The organism is Sphingomonas gilva, assembly GCF_003515075.1.
GTDB lineage: Bacteria > Pseudomonadota > Alphaproteobacteria > Sphingomonadales > Sphingomonadaceae > Sphingomonas > Sphingomonas gilva.
Map to the genome: position 1 here is coordinate 177,309 of NZ_QWLV01000003.1, position 22,841 is coordinate 200,149.

Below are 22,841 nucleotides of genomic sequence, written 5' to 3' on the forward strand. Positions count from 1 at the left end.
TGAGGGCGCGACCTAGGGACGCGCCCCCGAAGCGTCAACCAGTGGCTTGGGCGGCGGGCGCCGCGGGCCAGAGCGGATCGTCGAGCGTCGCGACGAAGGCCGCATGGCGGGCGAGCTCGGCGGGTGAAGCGGAATGGGGCCGTGCGGGGCGGATGACGGCCGTGCGCGACGCGGCGGCGACGCTGACGGATTCGACTTCGATCACGGCGGCGTCGAGGCCGAGCCCGATCTGCCGCCCGCCCATCAGCTCGACATAGAGCTGGGCGAGCAGCTGCGCGTCGAGCAGCGCGCCGTGAAGCACGCGGTGGCTGCGGTCGATGCCGTAGCGGGTGCACAAGGCGTCGAGGCTGTGCTTGGCGCCGGGATGCCGCTGGCGGGCGATGGCGAGCGTGTCGACCATCCGCGTCGGGCACACCGCGGGCTGGCCGCACAGCGCCATCTCGTTGTTCAAGAAGCCGAAATCGAATCCCGCATTGTGCGCGATCAGCGGCGCGTCGCCGATGAATTCGATCAGCGCGGCGACGGTTTCGGCGAAGCGCGGCTTGGCCGCGAGGAACGCGTCCGACAGGCCGTGCACCGCATAGGCCTCCGCCGGCATCGCGCGTTCGGGATTGAAATAGGCGTGGAACACCTGCCCCGTCTCGACCCGGTTGATCAGCTCGATGCAGCCGATCTCGACCATCCGGTCACCGCCAGCGGGGCTGAGGCCGGTGGTCTCCGTATCGAAGACGATTTCACGCATGCGGGATGTTATCGGCCTTTCGGCGCGCGGAGGCAAGCGATCACCGCGCGCACCGCCGCTCTGGTTTCGTCGATCGAACCGCCGGTCGGAATGACGTGATCGGCGCGCGCGACCTTTTCCGCGTCGGGCATCTGACGGGCCAATATCGCGGCGAATCTGGCCTCCGTCATGTCCGGCCGGGCGAGGACGCGCGCGCGCTGGACCTCGGCCGGGGCGGAGACCACGACGGTCGCGTCCACCGCTTTGTCTCCGCCGGTTTCGAACAGCAGGGGAATGTCGAACAGCACCATCGGCGCATCGGCGTGGGTCTTGAGGAACCGTTCGCGCTCGGCCCGGACGGCGGGGTGGACGATTCCCTCCAGCCGCTTCATCGCCGCATCGTCGCCGAGCACCGCCGCGCCCAGCGCGGCGCGGTCCACGCCCGCCGGGCCGGTGGCGCCGGGAAACGCCAGCTCGATCGGCGCGACCAGCGCGCCGCCTGCGCCCTGCAGCGCGTGGACGCACGCATCGGCGTCGAACACCGGCACGCCTTCGGCCGCGAACATCGCCGCGACGGTCGATTTGCCCATGCCGATCGATCCGGTGAGGCCGATGCGGATCATGCCATCAGCAGCTCGCGCAGTTCGCCATCGCGATCGCGCGGCGGGGGCTTGCCGAAGAACAGCTCGAACGCGGCGGCCGCCTGACCGACCAGCATGTCGAGCCCGTCGACCGTTTCCAGCCCGAATTCCTCCGCCTTGGCGATAAGCGGGGTGGTCACCGGGTTGTAGACCAGATCATAGACCGTCGCGCTGCTCGGCAGCTGGAAGATGTCGATCTCGAGCGGCGGCTGGCCGATCTGGCCGAGCGGGCTGGCGTTGACTAGGAGCGCGACGGGCTGGATCGGCACGTCGAGCGCCTTGACGTCACCCTCCAGCCCCATCTTGTGGATCAGCACCATGCCCTTCAATGGCTGGCGGCAGCGCAGGGTCACCTTGGCCACCCCCGCCTTTTTGAGCGCGAACAGCACCGCGCGCGCGGCGCCGCCCGCGCCGATCACCGCGACGGTCTTGCCGGAGAGGTCCATGTCGGCGATCGGGGCGTAGAAGCCGGCGGCGTCGGTGTTGGTGCCGATCAGGCCGCCGTCCTGGCGCACGATGGTGTTCATCGCGCCGATCGTGCCGCGGATGTCGCCGGGATCGGCGACATGCTCCATCACCGCGACCTTGTGGGGCAAGGTGACGTTGCAGCCGCGCCACGCGGGATCGTCGCGGCGCCGGGCGATGAAATCGGCCAGTCCCTCGCGCGTCACCTGGGTCGCGCGATAGTCGCCCTCGATCCCCATCGCGTCCAGCCAGAAACGGTGGATCAGCGGCGATTTCGAATGGGCGATCGGATCGCCGATGACCTCGGCATATGCTTTACTCACGACGCGACCAACTTTCTTGTTCTCAGATAATCCAGCACCGGCAGCAGCGGCATGCCGAGGATCGTGAAATGGCTGCCCTCGATCCGGCCGAACAGCTGAACGCCCGGGCCCTCGATCCGATAAACACCCACGCAACCCGAAATCGCCGGCCACTCCCCCCCAATATAATCCTGGATGAAGGCTTCGGACAGGGTGCGGACGTGCATCCGCGCGCAATCGACGTGGCGCCACACCGGCCGGCCGCCTTCAGCGATCACGGCGGCGCTATACAGATCGTGCCGTGTGCCCGACATGCGCCGGAGATGATCCGCGGCCTCCTCGCGCGAGGCGGGCTTGTCGAGCAAGGTCCCGTTCTCCAGCGCCACCACCGAATCGCAGCCGAGGACGAGCGCCTGCGGATGACGCTGCGAGAGCTTCAGCGCCTTCAGCTCGGCGAGCGCATCGGCGAGATCGCGCGGGGGGAGTGCGGCGAGGCTCGCCTTGGCCGAATCCTCGTCGACGCCCGCCGCCATCGCCTCATGCGGCACGCCGGCGGCGTCGAGCATCGCGCGGCGCGCGGCGCTCTTGGAGGCGAGGATCAGCCTCACGCCTCGGCCCGGTCGGAGACCATGCGGATGATCGCCGCGGCGGTCTCCTCGATCGAGCGGCGGGTGACGTCGATCACCGGCCAGGCATTGTCGGCGAACATGCGCCGGGCATAGGCCACCTCGGCGGCGACCGCCTCCTGATCGACATAGGCGGTCTCGGCTGCCTGATTGAGCGACAAGAGCCGGTTGCGGCGGACCTGGATCAGCCGGTCAGCGCTGGTGGTGAGGCCGACCACGAGCGGGTTCCTGAGCGTGAAGAGCGTCGGCGGGGGCGGGCTTTCGACCACGATCGGGATGTTCGCGGTCTTGAACCCGCGATTGGCGAGATAGATCGAGGTCGGCGTCTTCGAGGTGCGCGACACGCCGGCGAGGACGATGTCCGCCTCCTCCCAATCCTCAGGCGTGATGCCGTCGTCATGCGCGATGGTGAACTGGATCGCGTCGACGCGCGCGAAATAGGCGGCGTCGAGCATATGCTGGCGCCCCGGGCGGCCATGCGCCTGCTGGCCGAGCATCGCGGAAAGCGCATCGGTAACCGCGTCGAGCGCCGGCACGGCGGGCAGGCCCAATGCGCGGCAGCGCGTCTCGAGCATCATCCGCGTCTTGCCATCGACCAGGGTGAACAGCACCAGCCCGGGATTCTGCGCGATCTCCTCAAGGATGCGGTCGAGATGGCCTTGGGTGCGCACCATCGGCCAGAAATGGCGGATCGTCTCGACGCCCTCGAACTGCGCCAATGCCGCCTTGGCGATGTTCTCCAGCGTCTCGCCGGTGGAATCGGACAGGAGGTGGAGGTGGAGACGGGTCATTTCGGGATAAGCGTGTGGATAACAACGCGCACCGGCGCAAGCGCGGAACGCGTCTTCGCGCCGGCGTGGACAAGGCGATGAATCGTCCACAACCCCGCCCACAGCGCCCGGTTCCAATCCACAGCCTGTGAATCATGCGGAGGAGACGAGGGAATCGCCGCGCCCCCGCGCCGCCCGACGAGTCAAGCTGTTGGCATTTGCTGGACGCCCGCCTAATCCCCGGCTCCAGCCCGCCCACTACCATCACATCCTTTTTCTAGAATCCTTATATTGAAGAAGAGGAACCGGTTCTGACCGCGATCGATCGCCCGTTGCTCGCCGTGCTGAAAGGGAAGGCGCGCGAACGCCCGCCGGTATGGCTGATGCGCCAGGCGGGCCGCTATCTGCCCGAATATCGCGCGCTCAGGGAACAAAAGGGCGGCTTCCTCGAACTGGTCAACGACAGCGAGGCCGCCGCCGAGGTGACGCTGCAGCCGATCCGCCGCTTCGGCTTCGACGGGGCGATCCTGTTTTCGGACATCCTGATCATCCCCCATGCGCTGGGGCAGGACCTGTGGTTCGAGACGGGCGAAGGCCCGCGCCTCGCGCCGCGGCTGGCCGACAGCGAGCTGGCCGAGCTGGTTCCAGCGAGCGCGAGGCTCGACCCGGTCTATGAGACGGTCCGCCGGGTGCGCGCCGAGCTGCCCGCAGCGACGACCTTCCTGGGCTTCGCCGGATCGCCCTGGACGGTCGCGACCTATATGGTCGCCGGCCAGGGCAGTCGCGACCAGGGCGAGACGCGGCGGCTGGCCTATGGCGATCCGGCGCGCTTCACCCATATCGTCGACGCGATCATCGCGTTGACGGTCGAGTATCTCTCCGGCCAGATCGAAGCGGGTGTCGATGCGGTGCAGCTGTTCGACAGCTGGGCGGGCAGCCTCAGCCCGGCGCAATTCGACCGCTGGGTGGTGGAGCCCAATGCGGGCATCGTCGCAGCCTTGCGCGAGCGTCATCCGGACATACCGGTGATCGGCTTTCCCAAGGGCGCGGGCGGCAAGCTCCGGGCCTATGTCGAGGGGGTGAAGCCCGATGCGATCGGCCTCGACGAGACGGTCGATCCGCATTGGGCAGCGGAAATCCTGCCGGCCGATCTTCCGGTGCAGGGCAATCTCGATCCGCTGGCGCTGATCGCCGGCGGCGCGGCGCTGGACGCGGCTGTCGACGCGATCCTTGATGCCTTCGCCGGGCGACCCCATATCTTCAATCTCGGCCACGGCATCTTGCCCGATACCCCCATCGCGCATGTCGAACGGCTGCTGGACCGCGTGAGGGGAACCACCGCATGATCGCGCTGCTGCAGGCCTGGTATCCCTGGCTGAAGGCCGCGCACCTGATCTTCGTCATCTTCTGGATGGCGGGGCTGTTCATGTTCCCGCGCTTCCTGGTCTATCACCAGGAGGCGGCGCCCGGATCGCCCGAGGAAGCCAAATGGATCGAGCGCGAGGACAAGCTCCGCCGGATCATCCTGGCGCCGTCGATGGTGATCGTCTGGGTGCTCGGCCTGCTGCTCGCCTCCACGATCGGCGCGTGGACGATGGGCTGGTTCCACGCCAAGCTGGCGCTGGTGATCCTGCTTTCGGGCTATCACGGCTGGATGCTGGGCTATGCCCGGCGGCTGGCCAAGGGCGAGCGCAAGCTGTCCGGCAAGGCGCTGCGCATCGCCAACGAGGTGCCGGGGATCGCGGTCGCGATCATCGTCGTGCTGGTGATCGTCAAGCCGTTCTGACGCGCGCTTGACTTGAATCGGGCCCAAGCCTAACCCGCCACTATCCGTGCCGCGGCGTCCGCCGTGGCGCCCGCGAATCCCAATACATCCCCCGCTTGTGCCAGCCGCAATTTCCCTGCCCGGCCACATCCAAACCCCACGCGGACAATATCCATGCATCTGAAAGACTTGAAGAAGAAAGCCCCCGCCGAACTGGTCGAGATGGCCGAGGAGCTGGGCGTCGAGGGCGCGTCGACGATGCGCAAGCAGGATCTGCTGTTCGGCATCCTGAAGGCGCAGGCGGAGAATGGCGACCAGATCATGGGGCTGGGGACGATCGAGGTGCTGCAGGACGGCTTCGGCTTCCTCCGCAGCCCCGAGGCCAATTATCTCGCCGGGCCCGACGACATCTACGTCTCGCCCAACCAGGTGCGCAAGTTCGGGCTGAGGACCGGCGACACGGTGGAAGGCGAGATCCGCGCGCCCAAGGACGGCGAGCGCTATTTCGCGCTGACCAAGCTTTCGACGATCAATTTCGACGATCCGGAAGCCGTGCGCCACCGCGTCAATTTCGACAATCTGACGCCGCTCTATCCCGAAGAGAAGCTGACGCTCGATCCGCAGGACCCGACGATCAAGGACAAGTCGGCGCGGGTGATCGACATCGTCTCGCCCCAGGGCAAGGGCCAGCGCGCGCTGATCGTTGCGCCGCCGCGCGTCGGCAAGACCGTTCTGCTGCAGAACATCGCCAAGGCGATCACCGACAACCACCCCGAGGTGTTCCTGATCGTGCTGTTGATCGACGAACGGCCTGAGGAAGTCACCGATATGCAGCGCAGCGTGAAGGGCGAGGTGATCTCCTCGACCTTCGACGAGCCGGCGCAGCGCCACGTCCAGGTCGCCGAGATGGTGATCGAGAAGGCGAAAAGGCTGGTCGAGCACAAGCGCGACGTCGTCATCCTGCTCGATTCGATTACCCGTCTGGGCCGCGCCTACAACACCGTCGTCCCCTCATCGGGCAAGGTGCTGACCGGCGGCGTCGACGCGAACGCGCTGCAGCGGCCCAAGCGCTTCTTCGGCGCGGCGCGCAACATCGAGGAGGGCGGATCGCTGTCGATCATCGCGACGGCGCTGATCGACACCGGCAGCCGCATGGACGAGGTGATCTTCGAGGAATTCAAGGGCACCGGCAATTCGGAGATCGTGCTCGACAGGAAGGTCGCCGACAAGCGCATCTTCCCCGCGCTCGACGTCGGCAAGTCCGGCACGCGCAAGGAGGAGCTGCTGGTCGACAAGTCCAAGCTTTCGAAGATGTGGGTGCTGCGCCGCATCCTGATGCAGATGGGCACGATCGACGCGATGGAGTTCCTGCTCGACAAGATGAAGGATTCGAAGACCAATGAGGACTTCTTCGACAGCATGAATCAATAGCCGGTTGCCGGCTGGCCACGACCAGCCGACCGCAACCGGCTCGGCCTGCGGGGCTTCAAGCCCCGGCCGGCGGCATGGGCTTCGCTCATGCCTGCGCAACAAGGGGGAACCTAACCGCCCCCGCCCGCGTAACCAAGACAACGCACCGCACAGGGATAGCCGATGCCCGAGATCTGGAACCACATCGTCAACGACATCGCCACGCTGTTTTCGGGCGATGCGAGCGCCTGGTTCGCCTTCGGCCAGGTGCTGATGATCGACATCGTGCTGGCGGGCGACAATGCGATCGTCATCGGCGCGCTCGCCGCGGGCCTGCCCGCCGACCAGCGCAAGAAGGTCATCCTGATCGGCATCATCGCCGCGCTGGTGCTGCGCATCGCCTTCGCGCTGGTGGTGACGCAGCTGCTCCAGATCGTCGGGCTGGTCTTCGCCGGCGGATTGCTGCTGCTGTGGGTCGCGTGGAAGATGTATCGCGAGCTGCAGCCGTCGGGCGGCGCCGGATCGCCCGAGGTGCAGGGCGACGAGACCGAGCACATCAAGCCGGCCAAGAGCTTCGCCGCCGCCGCCTGGGCGGTCGCCATCGCCGACGTGTCGATGAGCCTCGACAATGTGCTGGCGGTCGCGGGCGCCGCGCGCGAGCATCCCGGCATCCTGATGATCGGCCTGGTCTTCGCCGTCGCGCTGATGGGCGTCGCCGCCAACATCATCGCCAAATATATCGAGCGCTACCGCTGGATCGCCTGGATCGGCCTCCTGGTGATCCTCTATGTCGCCGGCAGCATGATCTATACCGGCTTCACCGATCAGGAGATCGGGCTGCAGACGCTGTTTTGATGTCCCGTCGCCCCTGCGCAAGCAGGGGCCGCAGTCGGCAAGTGCGGCTTTGGAAGTGCCACAAACCCGGAGGCCCCTGCCTTGGGTCCCAGCAAAGTAATACTTTGCTGGGTGCCCTGCGCAGGGGCGACGGGCTAGCCTAACCGATCCCCACGGCCTGCCTGACCTCGACCATCGTCGCTTCGGCGCGCGCGGCGGCGGCTTCGGCCGAGCGGTCGAGGATGCGGCGCAGGCCCGCCTCGTCGCCGCGGATCGCGTGGAAGCGCTCGCGGACCGGGGTCAGGCCGGCGATCACCGCGTCGGCGACCGTCGTCTTGAGCTTGCCGTACCCGGCGCCGTCGAACTCGGCCTCGCACTCGGCGCGGGTCTTGCCGGTGAAGGCGCCGTAGATCGCCATCAGGTTGACCACGCCGGGCGACAAGGGCTGCGACAGGTCGACGCCGCTGCCCGAATCGGTCTTGGCCGACTTGAACGCCTTCATGATCGCCGCGGGCTCGTCGAGGATGCCGACGGCATGGCCCCTGGCGCTTGACGACTTGCTCATCTTCGCGGTCGGATCGTCGAGGCCCATGATCCGCGCGCCTTCCTTGCGCGCGAGCATCTCCGGCCGGGTGAACTGATAGCCGAAAAGGTTGCCGAAGCGCTGGGCGATGTCCTGCGCGATCTCCAGATGCTGGCGCTGGTCGTCGCCGACCGGCACCAGATCCGCGTTATAGACCAGGATGTCCGCCGCCATCAGCACGGGATAATCATACAGGCCGACGCCGATCGTCTCGACATTCTCGGACTTGGACTTGAACTGCGTCATGCGGTTCATCCACCCCATCGGCGTGACGCAGTTGAGGATCCAGGCGAGCTCCGAATGCTGGCGCACCTGGCTCTGGACGAAGATCAGCGACCTGTCCGAGTCTATGCCGCAGGCCATGTAGAGCGCGGCGACGTCCAATGTCTTCTCGCGCAGGCCGGCGGCGGTGATCGCCTCCGGGATGGTCAGCGCGTGGAGATCGACGATGCAGAAGATGTTGTCGTGCTTGTCCTGCTCGGCGACCCACAGCGAGAGCGCGCCGATATAATTGCCGATGGTGAGGTTGCCGGTCGGCTGGACGCCGGAGAAGACGGTTTTCTGGTTGGTCACGCACGCCTCGTTCTGTCAGCGACGCGGCGAAGCCGCGTCGTCGGTCGGCGCTGTAGCGCCGCCGGCCGGGCGCGCCACCCCGAGGCGGCGATTTAGCTATGCTAAATCTGCGCGTGGCGCGCTGGAGCGGGCGAAGGGATTCGAACCCTCGACCCCAACCTTGGCAAGGTCGAGCCCGCGAGTCTCTGATAGCGGCCCGAAGTCTCTACCGTATTGCGTAATCCCCGGAAACCATAGCTATTGCGGGCATTTGGCGTTATCGGTTCGTCTCTGGAAGGGCCGGGCAGCGGCGGGGCGTAACCCCTACCGCTAAGACCCTAGCCGTAACCCTAGGAGCCGCTGACCGATGCCCACCGCCGCCGAAAGCCAGTCCGTGAGGGACGTGACGAAGCAGACAAGATTGAGCGCGCAGACTGTCGAGGCGATGCGCCCCGCGCCGACTCGGACGCGAATCGAGCACCGGGACACCGGCTGCCCCGGCCTGCGGCTGCGGGTGAGCCAGCACGGCGCGAAAACGTGGTCGGTCGTCTACCGCGTGCGCGGAACGGGGGCGGACGGCAGCAGCAAGGGCGACCCAAGGCGCGCGTCGCTGGGCGCATATCCGCACATCAAGCTCGACAAGGCCCGCGCGCTGGCGCGGGAGGCGATGGACGCGGCCGATGAGGGGCGTGACTGGGCCGGGGAGCGCAAGGCGGCGGCGGAGACCGCGAAGGCTCTGGAGGCGACGGGCGGGCGCGATCCCAACTGCGTCGAGGTGTTGGCCGGGCAGTTCGTCGAGCGGCACGCCAAGCGCAAGGTGAAGGAATGGCGCAACGTGGAGCGCTGGCTTCAGAACGTCGTGGTGCCGGAGTGGCGCGAGCGCCCAATCCAGAGCATCCGCCGCGCCGACGTGCAGGCCTTGCTCGACAAGGTCGTCCGCGAGCGCACCCCGGCGGCTGCGCTGGAGGTTCGGAAGCACTTGAGTGCCATGTTCAACTGGGTGGTCGACCGAGATGAACACGGCCTCACCGCAAGCCCGATGTTCGGGCTCAAGCGGCCCGAGCGATACGTCCCGCGCGACAACAAGCTGACGCGGGCGGAGCTTCGCCGAGTGTGGGACGCTGCGGGCGACCTGGGCTACCCATTCCGCGAGATGTTCAGGCTGCTGATCCTGACGGGGCAGCGCCGGTCGGAAGTTGCAGAGCTGCAAGTCGGTTGGCTGTTCGAGCGCCAAGACTGCGGGCGCGGCGTTCGCGTGCCCGCGGCGGCCTACAAGACCGGCAAGACGCACGAGTACCCCCTGTCCGCCCCGGCCGCCGCGATTGTGAAAGGCCTGCCGCGCCACAAAGCAGGTCCGTATCTGTTAAGCGGGATGCACTCGAAGTCGCCGCCGGGGAAGGCACCCGTCAGCGGCTTCTCCAAGGCGAAGGACCGGCTGGACAGGGCCATCGCGAAGCGCGCGGAGAAGGCGAGGGAGGAGGGCGTGGAGCTGCCGCCCATGCCGACCTTCACGGTGCACGACATCCGGCGCTCGGTCGCCACCGGCATGGCGGAGATCGGGGTGTCGGTGGAGCACATCGAGCGCGTGCTGGGGCATGAGCTGGGCGGCGTTGCTGGCACGTACAACGTGCACGACTACTTCGCTGAGAAGCTGGCGGCGCTGGAGCTGTGGGGGCGGCAATGGAGCTGACTGACGCTCAGCGGGCGGAGCTCGCGGCCATGACCGAGTTTCTGGAGTTCGGCAGCGACGCGGATATGGACCTCCGACCCCGGGACAAAGGCGAGTATCGCAAGTTGCAGGCGAAGTTGCACGCTTTGAAGAAGGCCTGGAGCGCGCTTGACGATGATGTGCAGTGGCACCTCGTCTGTGGCGTAAACACCATGTTTAAGGACGAGGCGGACGACCATCTTCCAAACATCGCTCCGCTGGTGGACGCGTTGATTGATGAGATGAAGAAGCCGACCGGCGCGCCTATACAGATCGACGGTTTGAGCCCGGTGGTCGAGTTCCTATGGTCAGTGCGATGTCGACAAGAGCTCGGCGGCTATGTCCCGCTTGAGCCTGCCATTGAGCCGATCGCTGCTGAGGTGAGCCGGACCTTTCTCCTGTCCCAGGAAGAGGCTCGGCGGCGCGTTGGTCACATGCTGCGCCGTCTTGAGAAGCAGGGCTGGCTACCGCGCCGCCCGACAGCTCGGGATGAAGTGAAGGGGCGGGGATAAGGGTAACTTCGCCTAACCAGATTACCCGAGAGCCCTAGCGGCCCGAAAAGAGCCCTGACCCCCGCGCGCCAGCGGGCAAGCAAGGAGCAAGCCGCCGTGTCGCAGGCCGTTGAACCCGTCGAGTACATGCCCCTTCGGGAGGTCATGAGCGAGACCTCGCTGAGCAAGCCCGTCCTCTACCGCATGATGCGCGCCGGGGACTTCCCCCGTCAGGTGCCGTTGTCGCCGCGCCGTGTGGCGTGGGTCCGGGGCGAGGTGGAGGCGTGGAAGCGCGCGAAGCAGGACGCCCGCGAGGCCGCCTGAAGATGGTCCCACCCCCGGGAGACTGAGTGGGGGCGGGACCGAGTTCTCAGGCGGTGCCGGGACGATCAAATACCAGCACCGGGGGGAAGTATAGCTCCCCGGCGCGACGGGGCAGAGACCCGTCCCTTGATCGACTTGCCGAACCTGTGAACCGACCCGCTCTGGCCGCCGGGCTGAGCGTGAGTGCGAATTGATGGCCGACGAGCCCAATACCGAAACCGAGACGGCGAGGTTCCTTGCTTGGCTTCGCCCGGCCGAGAGCGCCTTTCCCGGTGTGACGCTGACCGCCATCCCGTTGGGGGGCGGACGAACCACCACCGACACACACTTCGACGCCAAGGCGGGCGCGGGGTGGATCGCCCGCTTCGCCGGGCGGCAGAACTGCTACTACATGGTCAATCCGCCGGTTGGCGCGCCTGAGAAGAAGGCCGCGAAGACGGAGGTCGCGGCGGTCGCGCTGCTCCACGTCGATATTGACCCGGCGAAGGGCGGGGACTGGCAGGCTGAGCGCGAGCGCATCCTTGTGTCCCTTGAGGCATACCGGTCCAGGCCGTCGGCGGTGATCGACAGCGGGAATGGCTTTCAGGCGCTGTGGCGCTTGCCGCCTCGTACCACACCTTGCCGTGGAGCAGGCGGAACAGCGTCATGCCCAGCGCCCAAACGTCCGACTTGGCACTGGTGCCCTTCCCGTTCCAGACCTCGTAAGCGATGTGATCGCTGTACCCGGCCTGCGATGCGTAGCCGAGTACGAGGTCGTCGGTGACGAGCCCGAAGTCGCTGATTTGGGCCTCCGCTTTGATGTTGAGGAGGATGTTCGCGGGCTTAATATCGCGGTGGATCAGCCCCCGGGTGTGCATGGTGCTGAGGCCCATCAGAACGTCCGTGCCAACCTTCCGCACCGCGGAAAGCGTCATCGGCCCATTTTCGAACGGCGTTTGGAGAGACCCCCCGGGACAAAACGCCATGCAGATGACCACGCTGTCACCGTCCGGGGCCTCGACGACATGATGGACTTGGACGACGTTGCGGTGAGTTGCCTTCGCGAGGTTTTGGGCTTCAGCGAGGTAGCCAGCCTTGTAATCGGGCCACGTCGCGTCGTCGTGAAACCACTCGCGCTTGAGAACCTTCACCGCGACCTCGCCGTGTGCCGGGTCGTTGCCCCGAAAGACCTCGCCAAACGCGCCGTTTCCCAGTTTATCGCCGATCTTCAGCCCCGATACGAAATCCGCCACTATGCGTTCCTCGCCGCAATTAGGAGCATCGCGGCCTCGCGGCTGAGCTTCCGCAGGTTTCCGCCCGTGGTCTGGGCCGCCCAGAATGCGTCGTCTGCAACGTACTCATCGACCTTGCGGTCCCCGTAGGTCTTGCTGATCACCGCCTTCGACAGCGCCTTCACCGGGCACTGCGAGGCGGCGGCCGCCAAGACGACGCCCCGGACCTCCGCGCTGAGCAGGAAGCCTAGGGTGGCGGAGCCCTTCCCCGCGACGGCGCTGGCCTTAACGACAACGCTGTCTATCCCATTCTCTCGGACGTAGTCGGCGCATTGCTGGTGAAGCACGTTGTAGGCGGCCGGGCGGTCGCCCTTCTGCACGCGCCATGTGTCGTCCGCGTTGATCAGTATCGGACCGTCGTCGTCCGGTATGGTGGCATCGACCACGACCACCGCCTCCTTTGAGGCCGTAAGCCCCAGCCATCGCTCTGCCATTGAAAACACCCTGTTGTTAGAGCGTTCTGATACAGCGGGCTGGCGACACAGGGAAGCAATGAGAACGGACAGGGTCCGATCGCTCCGATTTGGACGCTAAAGACCGCGGGCTCGCGACCAAGGGCTTCGTAACCCTCGTCGTAACCCCGGAAACACCGAAAATGTCGGAAATTGGAGCGGGCGAAGGGATTCGAACCCTCGACCCCAACCTTGGCAAGGTTGTGCTCTACCCCTGAGCTACGCCCGCTCTGGCGCCTGGCCCGGCATCGACATCCGGGCGGGTAAGGTGGGGGCCACTAGCAGCGGCTTTGCGGGGAGGCAAGGGGTTTAGGAAAGGCTTTGCAGCCTTGCAGGCTGGCCCCCATATGGGCGCGACACGAAGGAGATTGGCATTGGCGACGCTGGGATTGAGTGCGGCGGACAAGGAGGCGGTCGAGCGGTTCCGCAAGGACGTGGTCGAGCCGTCGATGACGAAGCTCGTCATCCTCGATTTCTGGGCCGAATGGTGCGGGCCGTGCAAGCAGGTCGCGCCGATGCTGGAAAAGGTCGCGGCCGATTATGCCGACAAGGGCGTGGTGCTGGCCAAGATCGACGTCGACCAGGAGAAATTCATCGCCGCGCAGTTCCAGGTGCGCTCGATACCGACGATCTATGCGATGTTCCAGGGCCAGCCGGTCGCCGATCTGAGCCAGATCAGGAGCGAATCGCAGCTGAAGACGACGCTCGACCAGATCCTCGGCCAGCTTCCGGTCCAGAGCGAGGCGGCGAGCGCCGAGGCCGAGATCGAGCCGCTGATCGCGATGGCGGAGGGCGTGCTGGCCGAGGGCGACGCCGCGCGCGCGCTCAACATCTTCGACCAGATCGCCGAGATGGCGCCGGGCCATGCCGTCGTCACGGCCGGGCGCGCGCGGGCGCTTATCGCGCTCGGGCGCCATGACGAAGCGGGCGCCGCGCTCGACGCGCTGGGCGAGGAGGCAGCGAGGGCGCCCGAGGTGGCGCGCGCGCGATCGGCGCTGGCGCTGGCGCAGGAAGCGCCGGCGGTGGACGACCTCGCTCCGCTCAAAGCCGCGGTCGACGCCAATCCCGACGACCATGCCGCGCGCTACGAGCTCGCCGGCGCCGAGATGGCGGCGGGCGACAACGACGCCGCGGCGAGCTCGCTGCTCCACATCATCGCCGCGGACCGGGACTGGAACGAGGGCGCGGCGCGCACGCGGCTGTTGAAGCTGTTCGAGGCGGTCGGCCTGGAGGACCCCTGGGTCGGCCAGCAACGGCGCAGGCTCTCCGCGATCCTGTTCGGCTGATGGCGGCGGAGGCGACCCGGCTTTCGGTCTTTCCGCTCCCCGGCGCGCTGCTGTTCCCGCGCATGCACCTCCCGCTGCACATCTTCGAGCCGCGCTACCGCGCGATGGTGAGCGACGCGATGGCGCGAGACCGCCGGATCGGCATGGTCCAGCCGCGCCCCGGCCTCGCCGAAAAGGGCGAGGCGGCGCGGCCGCCCCTGTTCGACATCGGCTGCGTCGGCCGCATCGCCGATGTCGAGATGCTCGAGGACGGGCGATCCAACCTCGTCCTCGAAGGCATCGCGCTGTTCCGCATCATCCGCGAGCTGGAGGTGACCACCGCCTTCCGCCAGGTCGAGGCCGAGCTGCTGCCGCCGCGCGAGGACGAGACGCTGGCGCTCGCCGAGCGGTCCTCGCTCGAGATGGAATCGCGGCGCTTCGCCGACGCGCAGGGCTATGCGGTCGATTGGGAGGCGGTGACGCGGCTCGACGACGAGGCGCTGGTCAACGGCATCGCCCAGATCGCGCCGTTCGACGTCGCCGCCAAGCAGGCGCTGCTCGAGGCGCCCGACCTGTCCTCGCGCGCGGAGCTGATCGTCCAGCTGATGCAGTTCTTCGGCCGCCACGACGGCGAGGACCGGGTGACGCTGCAGTGAGGTTTGGGCAGTGAGCCTCGACCCCTGGCTGCTGGAGATACTGGTCTGCCCGGCGACGCGCACCAGGCTGCGCTATGACGAGGCGGCGCAGCGGCTGGTGTCCGATGAGGCCGGGCTCGCCTATCCGGTGATCGAGGGTGTGCCGGTGATGCTGATGGAAGAGGCGCAGCAGCTGAAGGCGAGGTAGGCGATGACGGAAAATCTCTTCGGCCTGATCGATCCATTCGCGGCCGCGCTCGAACTGTTCGGCGTCGCGGTGATACTGGTTTCGGTGCTGCTGGCGACCGCCAAGTTCGCCGGAGATGCGGCGCGGGGCGCGCGCAAGACCGCTTATGACCGGTATCGCGCCAATCTTGGCCGGGGTATCTTGCTCGGCCTCGAGCTGCTGGTCGGCGCCGATATCATCGCTACGGTGACGGCACCGCTCACGCTGGAGAGCGTCGGCCTGCTGGCGATGATCGTGCTCATCCGCACATTTCTCAGCTTCTCGCTCGAAACCGAGATCGAGGGCACCTGGCCTTGGCGCCGCAAGCAGGACGAGGGCGGCGCGGAGGTGCGGTGACGGACGGTCAGGCCGTTTCCGTAGCCGCGCGGCCGATGCCGAGCGCGACGAAGGCCGCGCCGAGCAGGGTGGCCGCGGCGATGGCGAAGGACAGGCCCGGCAGGCTTGCGATCGACAGGCCGTAAACCCAGCCGAAGAACAAGGGCGATCCGACCCCGGCGATGCTGGCGACGCTGTTGTTGGCGCCCTGCAGCTGGCCCTGCTCGCGCTCCGACACGCGCCGCGTCATCATCGCCTGCAGGGTCGGCATGGCGAGGCCCCACAGCGCGTTGGGCAGCAGCGCCAGCGCGAACAGCTCGGCGGTGGGGGCGATCCCCATCGCCAGGAGGCCGCCCGCGCCGCCGACCAGCCCGACCAGCATCGTCCTGCGATCGCCCAGCCGCTTGCTGGCCGGCCCGACCAGCGCGCCCTGCACCGCCATGTCGAGCAGGCCCGCGGCCGCGAGCATCAGCCCGACTTCGAACGAGCCGATGCCGTAGCGGTGCCCGGCATAGAGGACGTAGACCGCCGAGAAGACGTGATGGGCGAAGTAGAGCAGGAAGTTGACGCTGGCGAGGCCGGTCAGCTCCGGGTGCGAGCGCAGCAGCTTGAGCGCGCCGAGCGGGTTGGCGCGTCGCCAGGAAAAGGCCATCCGCCGGTCCGCGGGCAGCGATTCGGGCAGCACGACCAGGCCGTAGAGAAAGGCGATTCCCGACATGCCCGCGGCGACCCAGAAGGGCAGCCGCGCGTCGAACTCGCCCAGCACGCCGCCCAGCGCCGGCCCCGCGACGAAGCCGAGGCCGAACGCCGCGCCGATCAGGCCGTAGGCGCGGGCGCGGCCCTCGGGCGGGGTGATGTCGGCCATATAGGCGTAGACCGCGGTGAAGCTCGACGAGGTGATGCCGCCCAATATGCGCCCCACCGCCAGCCACCACAGATTGGGTGCGAGCGCCATCAGCACCCAGTCGGCTGCGAGTCCCAGGGTCGAGATCAGGATCACGGGGCGGCGGCCGTACCGGTCGGAGAGCGAGCCGATGACGGGCGAGAAGAGGAACTGCATCGCCGCCCACAAAGCGACCAATGTGCCGTTCCACACCCCCGCGCTCGCGGCCGAGCCGGCGAACTCCTCGATCAGCGCGGGCAGCACCGGGATGACGATGCCCATCGCCATGACGTCGAGCATCGCGGTGACGAGGATGAAGGCGACCGCCGGGCGATACTGACGAGGGGCGATCATGTCCGGCGCTTAGCGCGCCCGATCAGCCGCTGCCATAGGGCCTGGTGATGATTTCGAGGAGATGTCCGTCGGGATCGGGGAAATAGACGCCTCGGCCGCCGTCATGATGGTTGATCTCGCCGGGCCTGGTCCGCGCAGGGTCGGCCCAATATTGCAGGCCGGCGGTCTCGATCCGCGCGAAGGCGGCGTCGAAGCCCGCCTCGTCGGTCAGGAAAGCATAATGCTGGAGCGCGATATCGCCGGTCTTCTCCATGAAATCGAGCGATACCGCATTGTCGAGCGTGACGACCATGAAGTGCATGAAGGGCTCGGGCGGCACGCAGCCGAGAATCCCGGCGAGGAAGGCGGAGGACGCCATCTTGTCATGGCACCAGACGATGGTGTGGTTGAGCTGGACGGTCATCGGCGCACCTGTCGGTCGGGACGCCCCCCTATAACCTAGCTCAGCGCGCGATGCGAAAGCGTGAGGAGCAGCGCCAGCAGCGCGAGCATGGAGGGGTAGAAGGTCAGCGCGAAGCCGAAGGCGCGCGCCGCGGCGCCCCCCGCATAGCCCGCCCAGAACAATGTCCGTCCGATCGAAAACAGCCCGGCCAGCGCGGCGATGGCGAGCGCCGAGCGATCGAGCGCGACCGCAAGGCCGATCAGCACCAGCGCGGCGAGCGCGGCCTGTTCGAGCGTGTTCTGCAGGATCGCCTGGCCGCGTTGGAGCGCCGCGTCGGTCGGATCGTCGGCGCCGCCGGCATCGATCGCCGAGGGCGTATGGAAGCGCAGCCAGGCGACGCGGGCGATGGCGGCGCCGAGCCATGCCGCGAGGACCGCCATGGCCGTCGCCGCCGCGACGAGACGCGTTTCGATCGGCTGCGCCTGTCCCCAGTTGAGCGCCGCCAGCAGCACGACGACCGATACCGCCAGCGCGGCCGCCATGCCGCGCGCGACGCCGCGCTGGGTATCGCGGAAACGCGTGGCGGGCGGGATCAGACCGTCACCCCTTGCAGCAATTTGGGCAGCTGCCCGCTCTCGCCGCGCGCTTCGGCCATGAAGCGATCCTTCAGTGGCCGGATGCGCTGCACCGCGCCGAGGCCGAACCGCCGCACCGCGCTCGCCGTCTTGCCGGGCAGGCCGAACAGGCGGGTGAGGCCGTCGGTCGAGGCGGCGACCATGAAGGTGTCGAGCGCGCGCCAGCGTTCGTAACGCGCGAGCAGTTGGGCGTCGCCGGGATCGAGGCCGAGGCGCATCCCCTCGACGATGACCTCGGCGAGCGCCGCCGCGTCGCGCAGGCCGAGGTTGAGGCCCTGCCCGGCGATCGGATGGATGCCGTGCGCCGCGTCGCCGACCAGGGCGAGCCGCTCGGCGGTGATCTTCGCGGTGTGGTGGAAGCCGAGCGGATACGAGGCGCGCGGCGCGTTCATCGCGATTGTCCCCAGAAAGCCGCCCATGCGCTTTTCGAGCTCATGCGCCAGCGCGCGGTCACTGAGCTTGGCGAGGCCCGGCGCGTCGGCGGCGTGCGTGCTCCAGACGATCGCCGAGCGGTGGCGGCCATCCTCGCCGTCGATCATCGGCAGGATGGCGAAGGGCCCGGCGGGATAGAAGATCTCATACGCGACATTGTCGTGCGGCCGTTCGTGGCTGATGCCGGTGACCATCGCGACATGATCGTAGGACCAGCGCGCGACGTTGATCCCCGCGGCGGCGCGCGTCGGCGAGTTGCGCCCCTCCGCCGCGACCAGCAGCGGCGCGGTGACGGTGCGGCCGTCGTCGAGCGTGACGGTCGCCGCCGCGGCGTCGCGATCCTGCGAGACGGTGCGGTGGCGCATGGCGAGCGTGACGTGCTTCGCCTCGTCCGCCGCGTCGAACAGTGCGCGGCGCAGCGCCCGATTCTCGTACATCGTGCCGAGCGCGCCATCGCCCTCGTCGGGCACGAAATCGAGCGCGCCCGGCTCCAGCCCGTCGGAGACGCGGATCGCCTTGATCGGGCAGCCGAGCCCGGCGATGCGGTCCGCCACGCCGATCGCCTCGAGCATGCGGTGGCTGGCGCTGGCGATCGCCGAGGCGCGGCCGTCGAAGCCGGGCGCGAGCATCGCCTGCGGATCGGCTGGATCGATCACCACGCTCGCGACTCCATGCGCGTCGAGCGCGAGCGCCAGCGTCAGGCCGACCAGGCCTCCGCCGAGGATGATGACGTCGGTGTGCTGCATGGCAGCGGTGTAGAATGTTCGGAGCGGTCCGGAAAGCCACGTCGCCCCTGCGCAGGCAGGGACCTCAGTCCGCAAGCGTGGCGGCCGGTGTGCCACAAACTCGGCGGCCCCCGCCTGCGCGGGGGCGACTGGCTTGGCTGCCGCCTTGACGCCGGACTCCGCATCTGGGATTCTTCGCTGTGGATATTCGGGGGACGAACGACATGGCCAGCCGGGCGCAGAGGCAGGGCACGCCGCTGTGGCGCGAGGCGATGCGCGCGGGCGCGATCCGGTCGGGCGCGCTCATCGGATCGATCGCGCTGTTCGCAGGCGTGGTGCTGACGTTGCTCGCGCTCGCCAGCTACCACACCAGCGATCCGGCGTGGAACACCGCCGCGGGCGGCCCGGTGCGCAACCTGGTCGGCATGCCCGGCGCCTATCTGTCCGACGCCCTGCTGTCGCTGGCTGGCCCGGCGATCGCGCTGGTGCTGCCGCTGGCGCTGGTCTGCGCCGCGCGGCTGTGGCGCGCCGATCCGGTGGGGCCGTGGCCCGGAATGCTGCGCGGCACGCTCGCCGGCATCGCCTTGATGGCGATCGCGCTGACCTTGGTCGAGGGCGACGCGGTCGCCGCGCTGCCCGCCGGCTGGGGCGGGATCGCCGGCCTGATCGGCGCGGCGCTGATCCATTGGGCGACGGGCTTCATCGGCGATCCGGCGATCGCGCTGTGGATCGTGCGCGGCCTGTGTGCGCTGACCGCGATCGGCGGCGTCATCCTGTGGGCCAGGAGCCTCGACCTCGACGTCAGCGAGCGCGACTGGCTGTTCCGCCGCCGCCAGAAGGCGGAGAGCGACGGCGATCTCGATACGCCCGTCATCCGCGCCGAGCCGCTGCCCAAGGCCGCGCCGCGCGCCAGGGCTGTGCTGGAGGACCGCCCCGCGCCGGTGATCGCCGAGCGCGCGCTGGCGCCGTCGGCCGCCAAACCCAAGGCGGCGCAGCAGGCGAGCCTCGACTTCCGCGACGGTTACGACCTGCCCGGCATCGATCTGCTGGTGCCCGCGCCGCCCGCGCCCGCCGGGTCGATCGACAAGAACGGGCTCGAACGCAATGCGCGGCTGCTCGAATCGGTGCTCGACGATTTCCATGTGAAGGGTGCGATCACCGAGGTGCGGCCCGGCCCCGTCGTCACCATGTACGAGCTTGAGCCGGCGAGCGGCATCAAGGCCAGCCGCGTGATCGCGCTGGCCGACGATATTGCGCGCAACATGTCCGCCATCTCGGCGCGTGTCGCGACGATCCCCGGCCGCACCGTGATCGGCATCGAGCTGCCCAACAAGAATCGCGAGACGGTGGCGCTGCACGAGCTGATCGGCAGCCAGGCCTTCGCCGATCAATCCGCGCAACTGCCGCTGATCCTGGGCAAGAACATCGCCGGCGATCCCGTCATCACCGATCTCGCGCCGATGCCGCACCTGCTGGTCGCGGGCACCACCGGATCGGGCAAGTCGGTGGGCTTGAACGCGATGATCCTGTCGCTGCTCTACCGGCTGGGGCCGGACCAGTGCAAAATGATCATGATCGATCCCAAGATGCTCGAACTCAGCATCTATGACGGGATTCCGCATTTGCTCGCCCCCGTCGTCACCGATCCGCCCAAGGCGATCCGCGCATTGAAATGGGCGGTCGAGCAGATGGAGGACCGTTACCGGATGATGGCCTCGGTCAACGTCCGCGGGCTCGCCAGCTTCAACGAGAAGGTGCGCGCGGCCAAGGCCAAGGGACAGCCGCTCGGCCGGCGGGTGCAGACTGGGTACGATCCCGAGACCGGCCAGCCGGTCTATGAGGAGGAGGTGCTCGAATTCGAGCCGTTGCCGCAGATTGTCGTCATCGTCGACGAGCTCGCCGATCTGATGATGACCGCGGGCAAGGAGGTCGAGTTCCTCATCCAGCGGCTGGCGCAGAAGGCGCGCGCGGCGGGCATCCACCTGATCATGGCGACGCAGCGCCCCTCGGTCGACGTGATCACGGGCGTGATCAAGGCAAATTTGCCGACGCGGATCAGCTTCCACGTCACCTCCAAGATCGATTCGCGCACGATCCTGGGCGAGCAGGGCGCCGAGCAGCTGCTGGGCAAGGGCGACATGCTCTACATGCCCGGCGGCAAGGGCATCGTCCGCGTCCACGGTCCCTTCGTCAGCGACGACGAGGTGCGCCGCGTCGCCGACCATTGGCGATCGCAGGGCTCGCCCGACTATATCCAGAGCGTCACCGAGGAGCCCGAGGACGGCGGCTTCGCCCTGGACGGCGCGCCGACGGGCGAGGATTCGGCCGAGGACCAGCAATACAGGAAGGCGCGCCAGCTGGTGGCGGAAAGCCAGAAGGCGTCGACCAGCTGGCTGCAGCGGCAATTGCGCATCGGCTACAACTCCGCCGCGCGCCTCATCGAGCGGATGGAACGCGACGGCCTCGTCTCGCGCCCCGACCATGTCGGCCGCCGCGAGGTGCTGATGGACCCCGAAGGGCGGCCGCTGGGGTAACGGCGGGGGATTCACGCCGTGAATCCGGTGTGTTATCTTGTTTGCGGAGGCACCATGACTGACGCGGCATTGGCTCAGGAAATCGCGCGTAACTTCGATTACTTGCAGCGTAATCTGGCGGCATATCTACCGTTGCACCGGGATCGCTACGCCTTGCTCAAGGCTGGTTCCATCATCGATTTTTTCGATACCGCCGGTGACGCTGACGATGCTGGCGCGACGAGGTTTGCCGATAACCTGTATTCGATCCAGCAAGTGACGAACGAACCCGTCGAACTGGGCCTGTACGCGAATGCCCCTGATTGAGTGGAGCCACAATCGTCAGCGGTTGGTGCTCCCAATTGTCGTTATGGCGCCGCTCCGCGCGGCGAATCCGAATCTATCGATGAGAACGATGGGATTGATTGATACCGGCCCCACCGGAACGGGCATCCGGGCTGACGTCGCTGAGGCATTGGAGTTGCGCGCGAAAGGCCAGCGCCGCGTTCACACGGCCAACGGCATGATGATGGCCGCTGAATATCTCGTTCGGATTGGTTTTGTGTGTGGCGACTATCGTGATCCTGATTTCGTCGCGGATCGACATCAACCTTATGTTCTGGACAAGCAGTATACCGGTTTTGCTTTGCAAAAGGGGGTTCGCCTACCCCTTCTGATTGGGATGGATATTCTTGGTGAGGCGGATCTGTCGTTGTACCGCGATGGCGACGCCCGGCTTCATCTTTATTGATGGCTTCGGCTGAATATCGGCCAACACACGGGTTCAGAGCGCGTTCAAGCCGCGGCCTGCAATAACATCCGCATGATGGAGACACGAATGACCCGCCGCCTCGCGATCGCCCTGGCCGCCGCGCCGCTCGCCCTGCTTGTTCCGGCCACCGCGCCGGTGACGGCGCAGCAGGCGTCCGGATCGCTCGCCCAGGCGCAGGCGCATCTGCGCGGCGTCAACACGATGACCGCCAACTTCACCCAGACCGATCGCGCCGGCAAGGTGCTGACCGGCGTGCTCACGCTCAAGAAGCCGGGCAAGATCCGCTTCCAGTATGAAAAGAGCGTGCCGATCCTGATCGTCAGCAACGGCAAGACGCTGACCTTCATCGACTATTCGGTGCGCCAGGTGCAGCCTTGGCCGATCGGCGATTCCCCGCTGTCGGTGCTGCTCGATCCCAACAAGGACATGAGCAAGGTGGCGAAGGTCGTCCCCTCGGGCGATCCGCGCATCCTGCTCGTCGAGGCGAGCGACCCCAAGCGGCCCGAATATGGCCGCATCACCCTCGCCTTCGCCAGGAACGCGCAGGCCCCGGGCGGGCTGATGCTGCAGGGCTGGGTGGCGCTCGATTCGCAGAACAACCGCACCACCATCCGGCTGACCAACCAGAAGTTCAACGTGCCGGTGAACGACAGGACGTTCCGTTACAACGACCCGCGCCCTCAGGGGGCCCGCGGATGACGGCTTCCGTTCATATTGGTGACAGGTTGGCGGGGCTAAAAGGTTAACGCGGATGTGGGGCTGACCAGT

General features: G+C 67.5%; 27 protein-coding genes and 1 tRNA gene. 15 read left to right on the forward strand and 13 right to left on the reverse strand.

Going from position 1 to position 22,841, the window contains the following annotated elements; genetic code table 11:
* Positions 1-34 precede the first annotated feature (34 nt).
* The 5 genes from dnaQ to D1610_RS09440 are packed head-to-tail and all read right to left on the reverse strand — an operon-like array spanning position 35 to position 3,546.
* Positions 35-742 carry a DNA polymerase III subunit epsilon gene (gene dnaQ / locus D1610_RS09420; RefSeq protein ID WP_118863917.1) on the reverse strand — a complete coding sequence of 236 codons (708 nt, stop codon included), beginning with the start codon at positions 740-742 and terminating at the stop codon, positions 35-37.
* 8 nt (positions 743-750) lie between these two features.
* Entirely contained in the window at positions 751-1,344 is a 594-nt protein-coding gene (coaE, locus tag D1610_RS09425) for a dephospho-CoA kinase (RefSeq protein WP_118863918.1), read from the reverse strand.
* Positions 1,341-2,150: a shikimate dehydrogenase family protein gene (locus D1610_RS09430; protein ID WP_118863919.1), complete on the reverse strand. Its 810-nt coding sequence runs from the start codon at positions 2,148-2,150 to the stop codon at positions 1,341-1,343. Before D1610_RS09430 ends, coaE begins: the two co-directional genes overlap by 4 nt.
* A complete protein-coding gene (locus D1610_RS09435; RefSeq protein ID WP_118863920.1) occupies positions 2,147-2,737 on the reverse strand; it encodes a Maf family protein in 591 nt (196 codons plus the stop codon). Before D1610_RS09435 ends, D1610_RS09430 begins: the two co-directional genes overlap by 4 nt.
* Positions 2,734-3,546, reverse strand: a complete 813-nt coding sequence (locus D1610_RS09440) for a pyruvate, water dikinase regulatory protein (protein WP_118863921.1) — start codon at positions 3,544-3,546, stop codon at positions 2,734-2,736. The genes D1610_RS09435 and D1610_RS09440 overlap by 4 nt, the downstream gene beginning before the upstream one ends.
* Before the next feature lie 290 nt (positions 3,547-3,836).
* Between D1610_RS09440 and hemE the strand changes: the two genes are divergently transcribed.
* The 4 genes from hemE to D1610_RS09460 all read left to right on the forward strand — a co-directional run bounded on the left by hemE (position 3,837) and on the right by D1610_RS09460 (position 7,555).
* On the forward strand, positions 3,837-4,871 hold the full coding sequence (gene hemE, locus D1610_RS09445; protein ID WP_118863922.1) for a uroporphyrinogen decarboxylase: 1,035 nt from the start codon (positions 3,837-3,839) through the stop codon (positions 4,869-4,871).
* Positions 4,868-5,311: a CopD family protein gene (locus D1610_RS09450; RefSeq protein ID WP_118863923.1), complete on the forward strand. Its 444-nt coding sequence runs from the start codon at positions 4,868-4,870 to the stop codon at positions 5,309-5,311. The genes hemE and D1610_RS09450 overlap by 4 nt, the downstream gene beginning before the upstream one ends.
* 153 nt (positions 5,312-5,464) lie before the next feature.
* Positions 5,465-6,721, forward strand: coding sequence for a transcription termination factor Rho (rho, locus tag D1610_RS09455; RefSeq protein ID WP_118863924.1), 1,257 nt, complete (start codon positions 5,465-5,467; stop codon positions 6,719-6,721).
* A 162-nt stretch (positions 6,722-6,883) separates the two neighbouring features.
* Positions 6,884-7,555: a TerC family protein gene (locus tag D1610_RS09460; RefSeq protein WP_118863925.1), complete on the forward strand. Its 672-nt coding sequence runs from the start codon at positions 6,884-6,886 to the stop codon at positions 7,553-7,555.
* A gap of 139 nt (positions 7,556-7,694) precedes the next feature.
* Here D1610_RS09460 and trpS read toward each other — a convergent pair whose 3' ends face one another.
* Positions 7,695-8,690 carry a tryptophan--tRNA ligase gene (gene trpS, locus D1610_RS09465; RefSeq protein ID WP_118863926.1) on the reverse strand — a complete coding sequence of 332 codons (996 nt, stop codon included), beginning with the start codon at positions 8,688-8,690 and terminating at the stop codon, positions 7,695-7,697.
* Between the two features lie 346 nt (positions 8,691-9,036).
* Here trpS and D1610_RS09470 point away from each other — a divergent pair, with 346 nt between their 5' ends.
* From D1610_RS09470 to D1610_RS09480, 3 genes are all read left to right on the forward strand, one after another.
* Positions 9,037-10,359 carry a tyrosine-type recombinase/integrase gene (locus D1610_RS09470; protein WP_118863927.1) on the forward strand — a complete coding sequence of 441 codons (1,323 nt, stop codon included), beginning with the start codon at positions 9,037-9,039 and terminating at the stop codon, positions 10,357-10,359.
* 29 nt (positions 10,360-10,388) lie between these two features.
* A complete protein-coding gene (locus D1610_RS09475) occupies positions 10,389-10,889 on the forward strand; it encodes a hypothetical protein (RefSeq protein WP_147414306.1) in 501 nt (166 codons plus the stop codon).
* Between the two features lie 144 nt (positions 10,890-11,033).
* Positions 11,034-11,192, forward strand: coding sequence for a helix-turn-helix transcriptional regulator (locus D1610_RS09480; protein WP_222926983.1), 159 nt, complete (start codon positions 11,034-11,036; stop codon positions 11,190-11,192).
* Between the two features lie 395 nt (positions 11,193-11,587).
* Here the strand turns inward: D1610_RS09480 and D1610_RS09485 are convergent, their stop codons facing one another.
* The 3 genes from D1610_RS09485 to D1610_RS09495 form a co-directional block, all read right to left on the reverse strand.
* Positions 11,588-12,424 (reverse strand): serine/threonine-protein kinase, encoded by an 837-nt coding sequence (locus tag D1610_RS09485; protein WP_245942093.1) that lies wholly within the window; start codon positions 12,422-12,424, stop codon positions 11,588-11,590.
* The gene (locus D1610_RS09490) at positions 12,424-12,849 is read right to left on the reverse strand and encodes a hypothetical protein (protein ID WP_245942095.1); all 426 of its coding nucleotides are present in this window, start codon (positions 12,847-12,849) and stop codon (positions 12,424-12,426) included. The genes D1610_RS09485 and D1610_RS09490 overlap by 1 nt, the downstream gene beginning before the upstream one ends.
* 220 nt (positions 12,850-13,069) lie before the next feature.
* Positions 13,070-13,144 (reverse strand) — tRNA-Gly (locus D1610_RS09495).
* Between the two features lie 160 nt (positions 13,145-13,304).
* On the opposite strand from D1610_RS09495, the gene D1610_RS09500 reads away from it, so the two are divergent.
* Genes D1610_RS09500 through D1610_RS09515 form a run of 4 tightly spaced genes read left to right on the forward strand, consistent with a single transcriptional unit; the run spans position 13,305 to position 15,398 of the window.
* Positions 13,305-14,201, forward strand: coding sequence for a tetratricopeptide repeat protein (locus D1610_RS09500; protein ID WP_118864057.1), 897 nt, complete (start codon positions 13,305-13,307; stop codon positions 14,199-14,201).
* Positions 14,201-14,836 carry an LON peptidase substrate-binding domain-containing protein gene (locus D1610_RS09505; protein ID WP_118863931.1) on the forward strand — a complete coding sequence of 212 codons (636 nt, stop codon included), beginning with the start codon at positions 14,201-14,203 and terminating at the stop codon, positions 14,834-14,836. The genes D1610_RS09500 and D1610_RS09505 overlap by 1 nt, the downstream gene beginning before the upstream one ends.
* Before the next feature lie 10 nt (positions 14,837-14,846).
* Positions 14,847-15,023: a Trm112 family protein gene (locus D1610_RS09510; RefSeq protein WP_118863932.1), complete on the forward strand. Its 177-nt coding sequence runs from the start codon at positions 14,847-14,849 to the stop codon at positions 15,021-15,023.
* Between the two features lie 3 nt (positions 15,024-15,026).
* Positions 15,027-15,398 (forward strand): DUF1622 domain-containing protein, encoded by a 372-nt coding sequence (locus tag D1610_RS09515; protein ID WP_118863933.1) that lies wholly within the window; start codon positions 15,027-15,029, stop codon positions 15,396-15,398.
* A 7-nt stretch (positions 15,399-15,405) separates the two neighbouring features.
* Here the strand turns inward: D1610_RS09515 and D1610_RS09520 are convergent, their stop codons facing one another.
* From D1610_RS09520 to D1610_RS09535, 4 genes are read right to left on the reverse strand one after another with little or no spacing between them, the layout of a single operon-like run.
* On the reverse strand, positions 15,406-16,614 hold the full coding sequence (locus D1610_RS09520) for a TCR/Tet family MFS transporter (RefSeq protein ID WP_118863934.1): 1,209 nt from the start codon (positions 16,612-16,614) through the stop codon (positions 15,406-15,408).
* A 22-nt stretch (positions 16,615-16,636) separates the two neighbouring features.
* Positions 16,637-17,017 (reverse strand): VOC family protein, encoded by a 381-nt coding sequence (locus D1610_RS09525; RefSeq protein ID WP_118863935.1) that lies wholly within the window; start codon positions 17,015-17,017, stop codon positions 16,637-16,639.
* Positions 17,018-17,052: 35 nt separating this feature from the next.
* On the reverse strand, positions 17,053-17,538 hold the full coding sequence (locus tag D1610_RS09530; RefSeq protein WP_118863936.1) for an MAPEG family protein: 486 nt from the start codon (positions 17,536-17,538) through the stop codon (positions 17,053-17,055).
* Between the two features lie 50 nt (positions 17,539-17,588).
* Positions 17,589-18,809 (reverse strand): FAD-dependent monooxygenase, encoded by a 1,221-nt coding sequence (locus D1610_RS09535; protein ID WP_118863937.1) that lies wholly within the window; start codon positions 18,807-18,809, stop codon positions 17,589-17,591.
* A gap of 203 nt (positions 18,810-19,012) precedes the next feature.
* Between D1610_RS09535 and D1610_RS09540 the strand changes: the two genes are divergently transcribed.
* The 4 genes from D1610_RS09540 (at position 19,013) to D1610_RS09555 (ending at position 22,772) form a co-directional block, all read left to right on the forward strand.
* Entirely contained in the window at positions 19,013-21,322 is a 2,310-nt protein-coding gene (locus D1610_RS09540; RefSeq protein WP_118863938.1) for a DNA translocase FtsK, read from the forward strand.
* A gap of 54 nt (positions 21,323-21,376) precedes the next feature.
* Positions 21,377-21,628 (forward strand): hypothetical protein, encoded by a 252-nt coding sequence (locus tag D1610_RS09545; RefSeq protein WP_118863939.1) that lies wholly within the window; start codon positions 21,377-21,379, stop codon positions 21,626-21,628.
* Positions 21,629-21,707: 79 nt separating this feature from the next.
* Entirely contained in the window at positions 21,708-22,052 is a 345-nt protein-coding gene (locus D1610_RS09550) for an aspartyl protease family protein (RefSeq protein WP_222926984.1), read from the forward strand.
* 87 nt (positions 22,053-22,139) lie between these two features.
* On the forward strand, positions 22,140-22,772 hold the full coding sequence (locus D1610_RS09555; RefSeq protein WP_118863941.1) for a LolA family protein: 633 nt from the start codon (positions 22,140-22,142) through the stop codon (positions 22,770-22,772).
* Positions 22,773-22,841 lie beyond the last annotated feature (69 nt).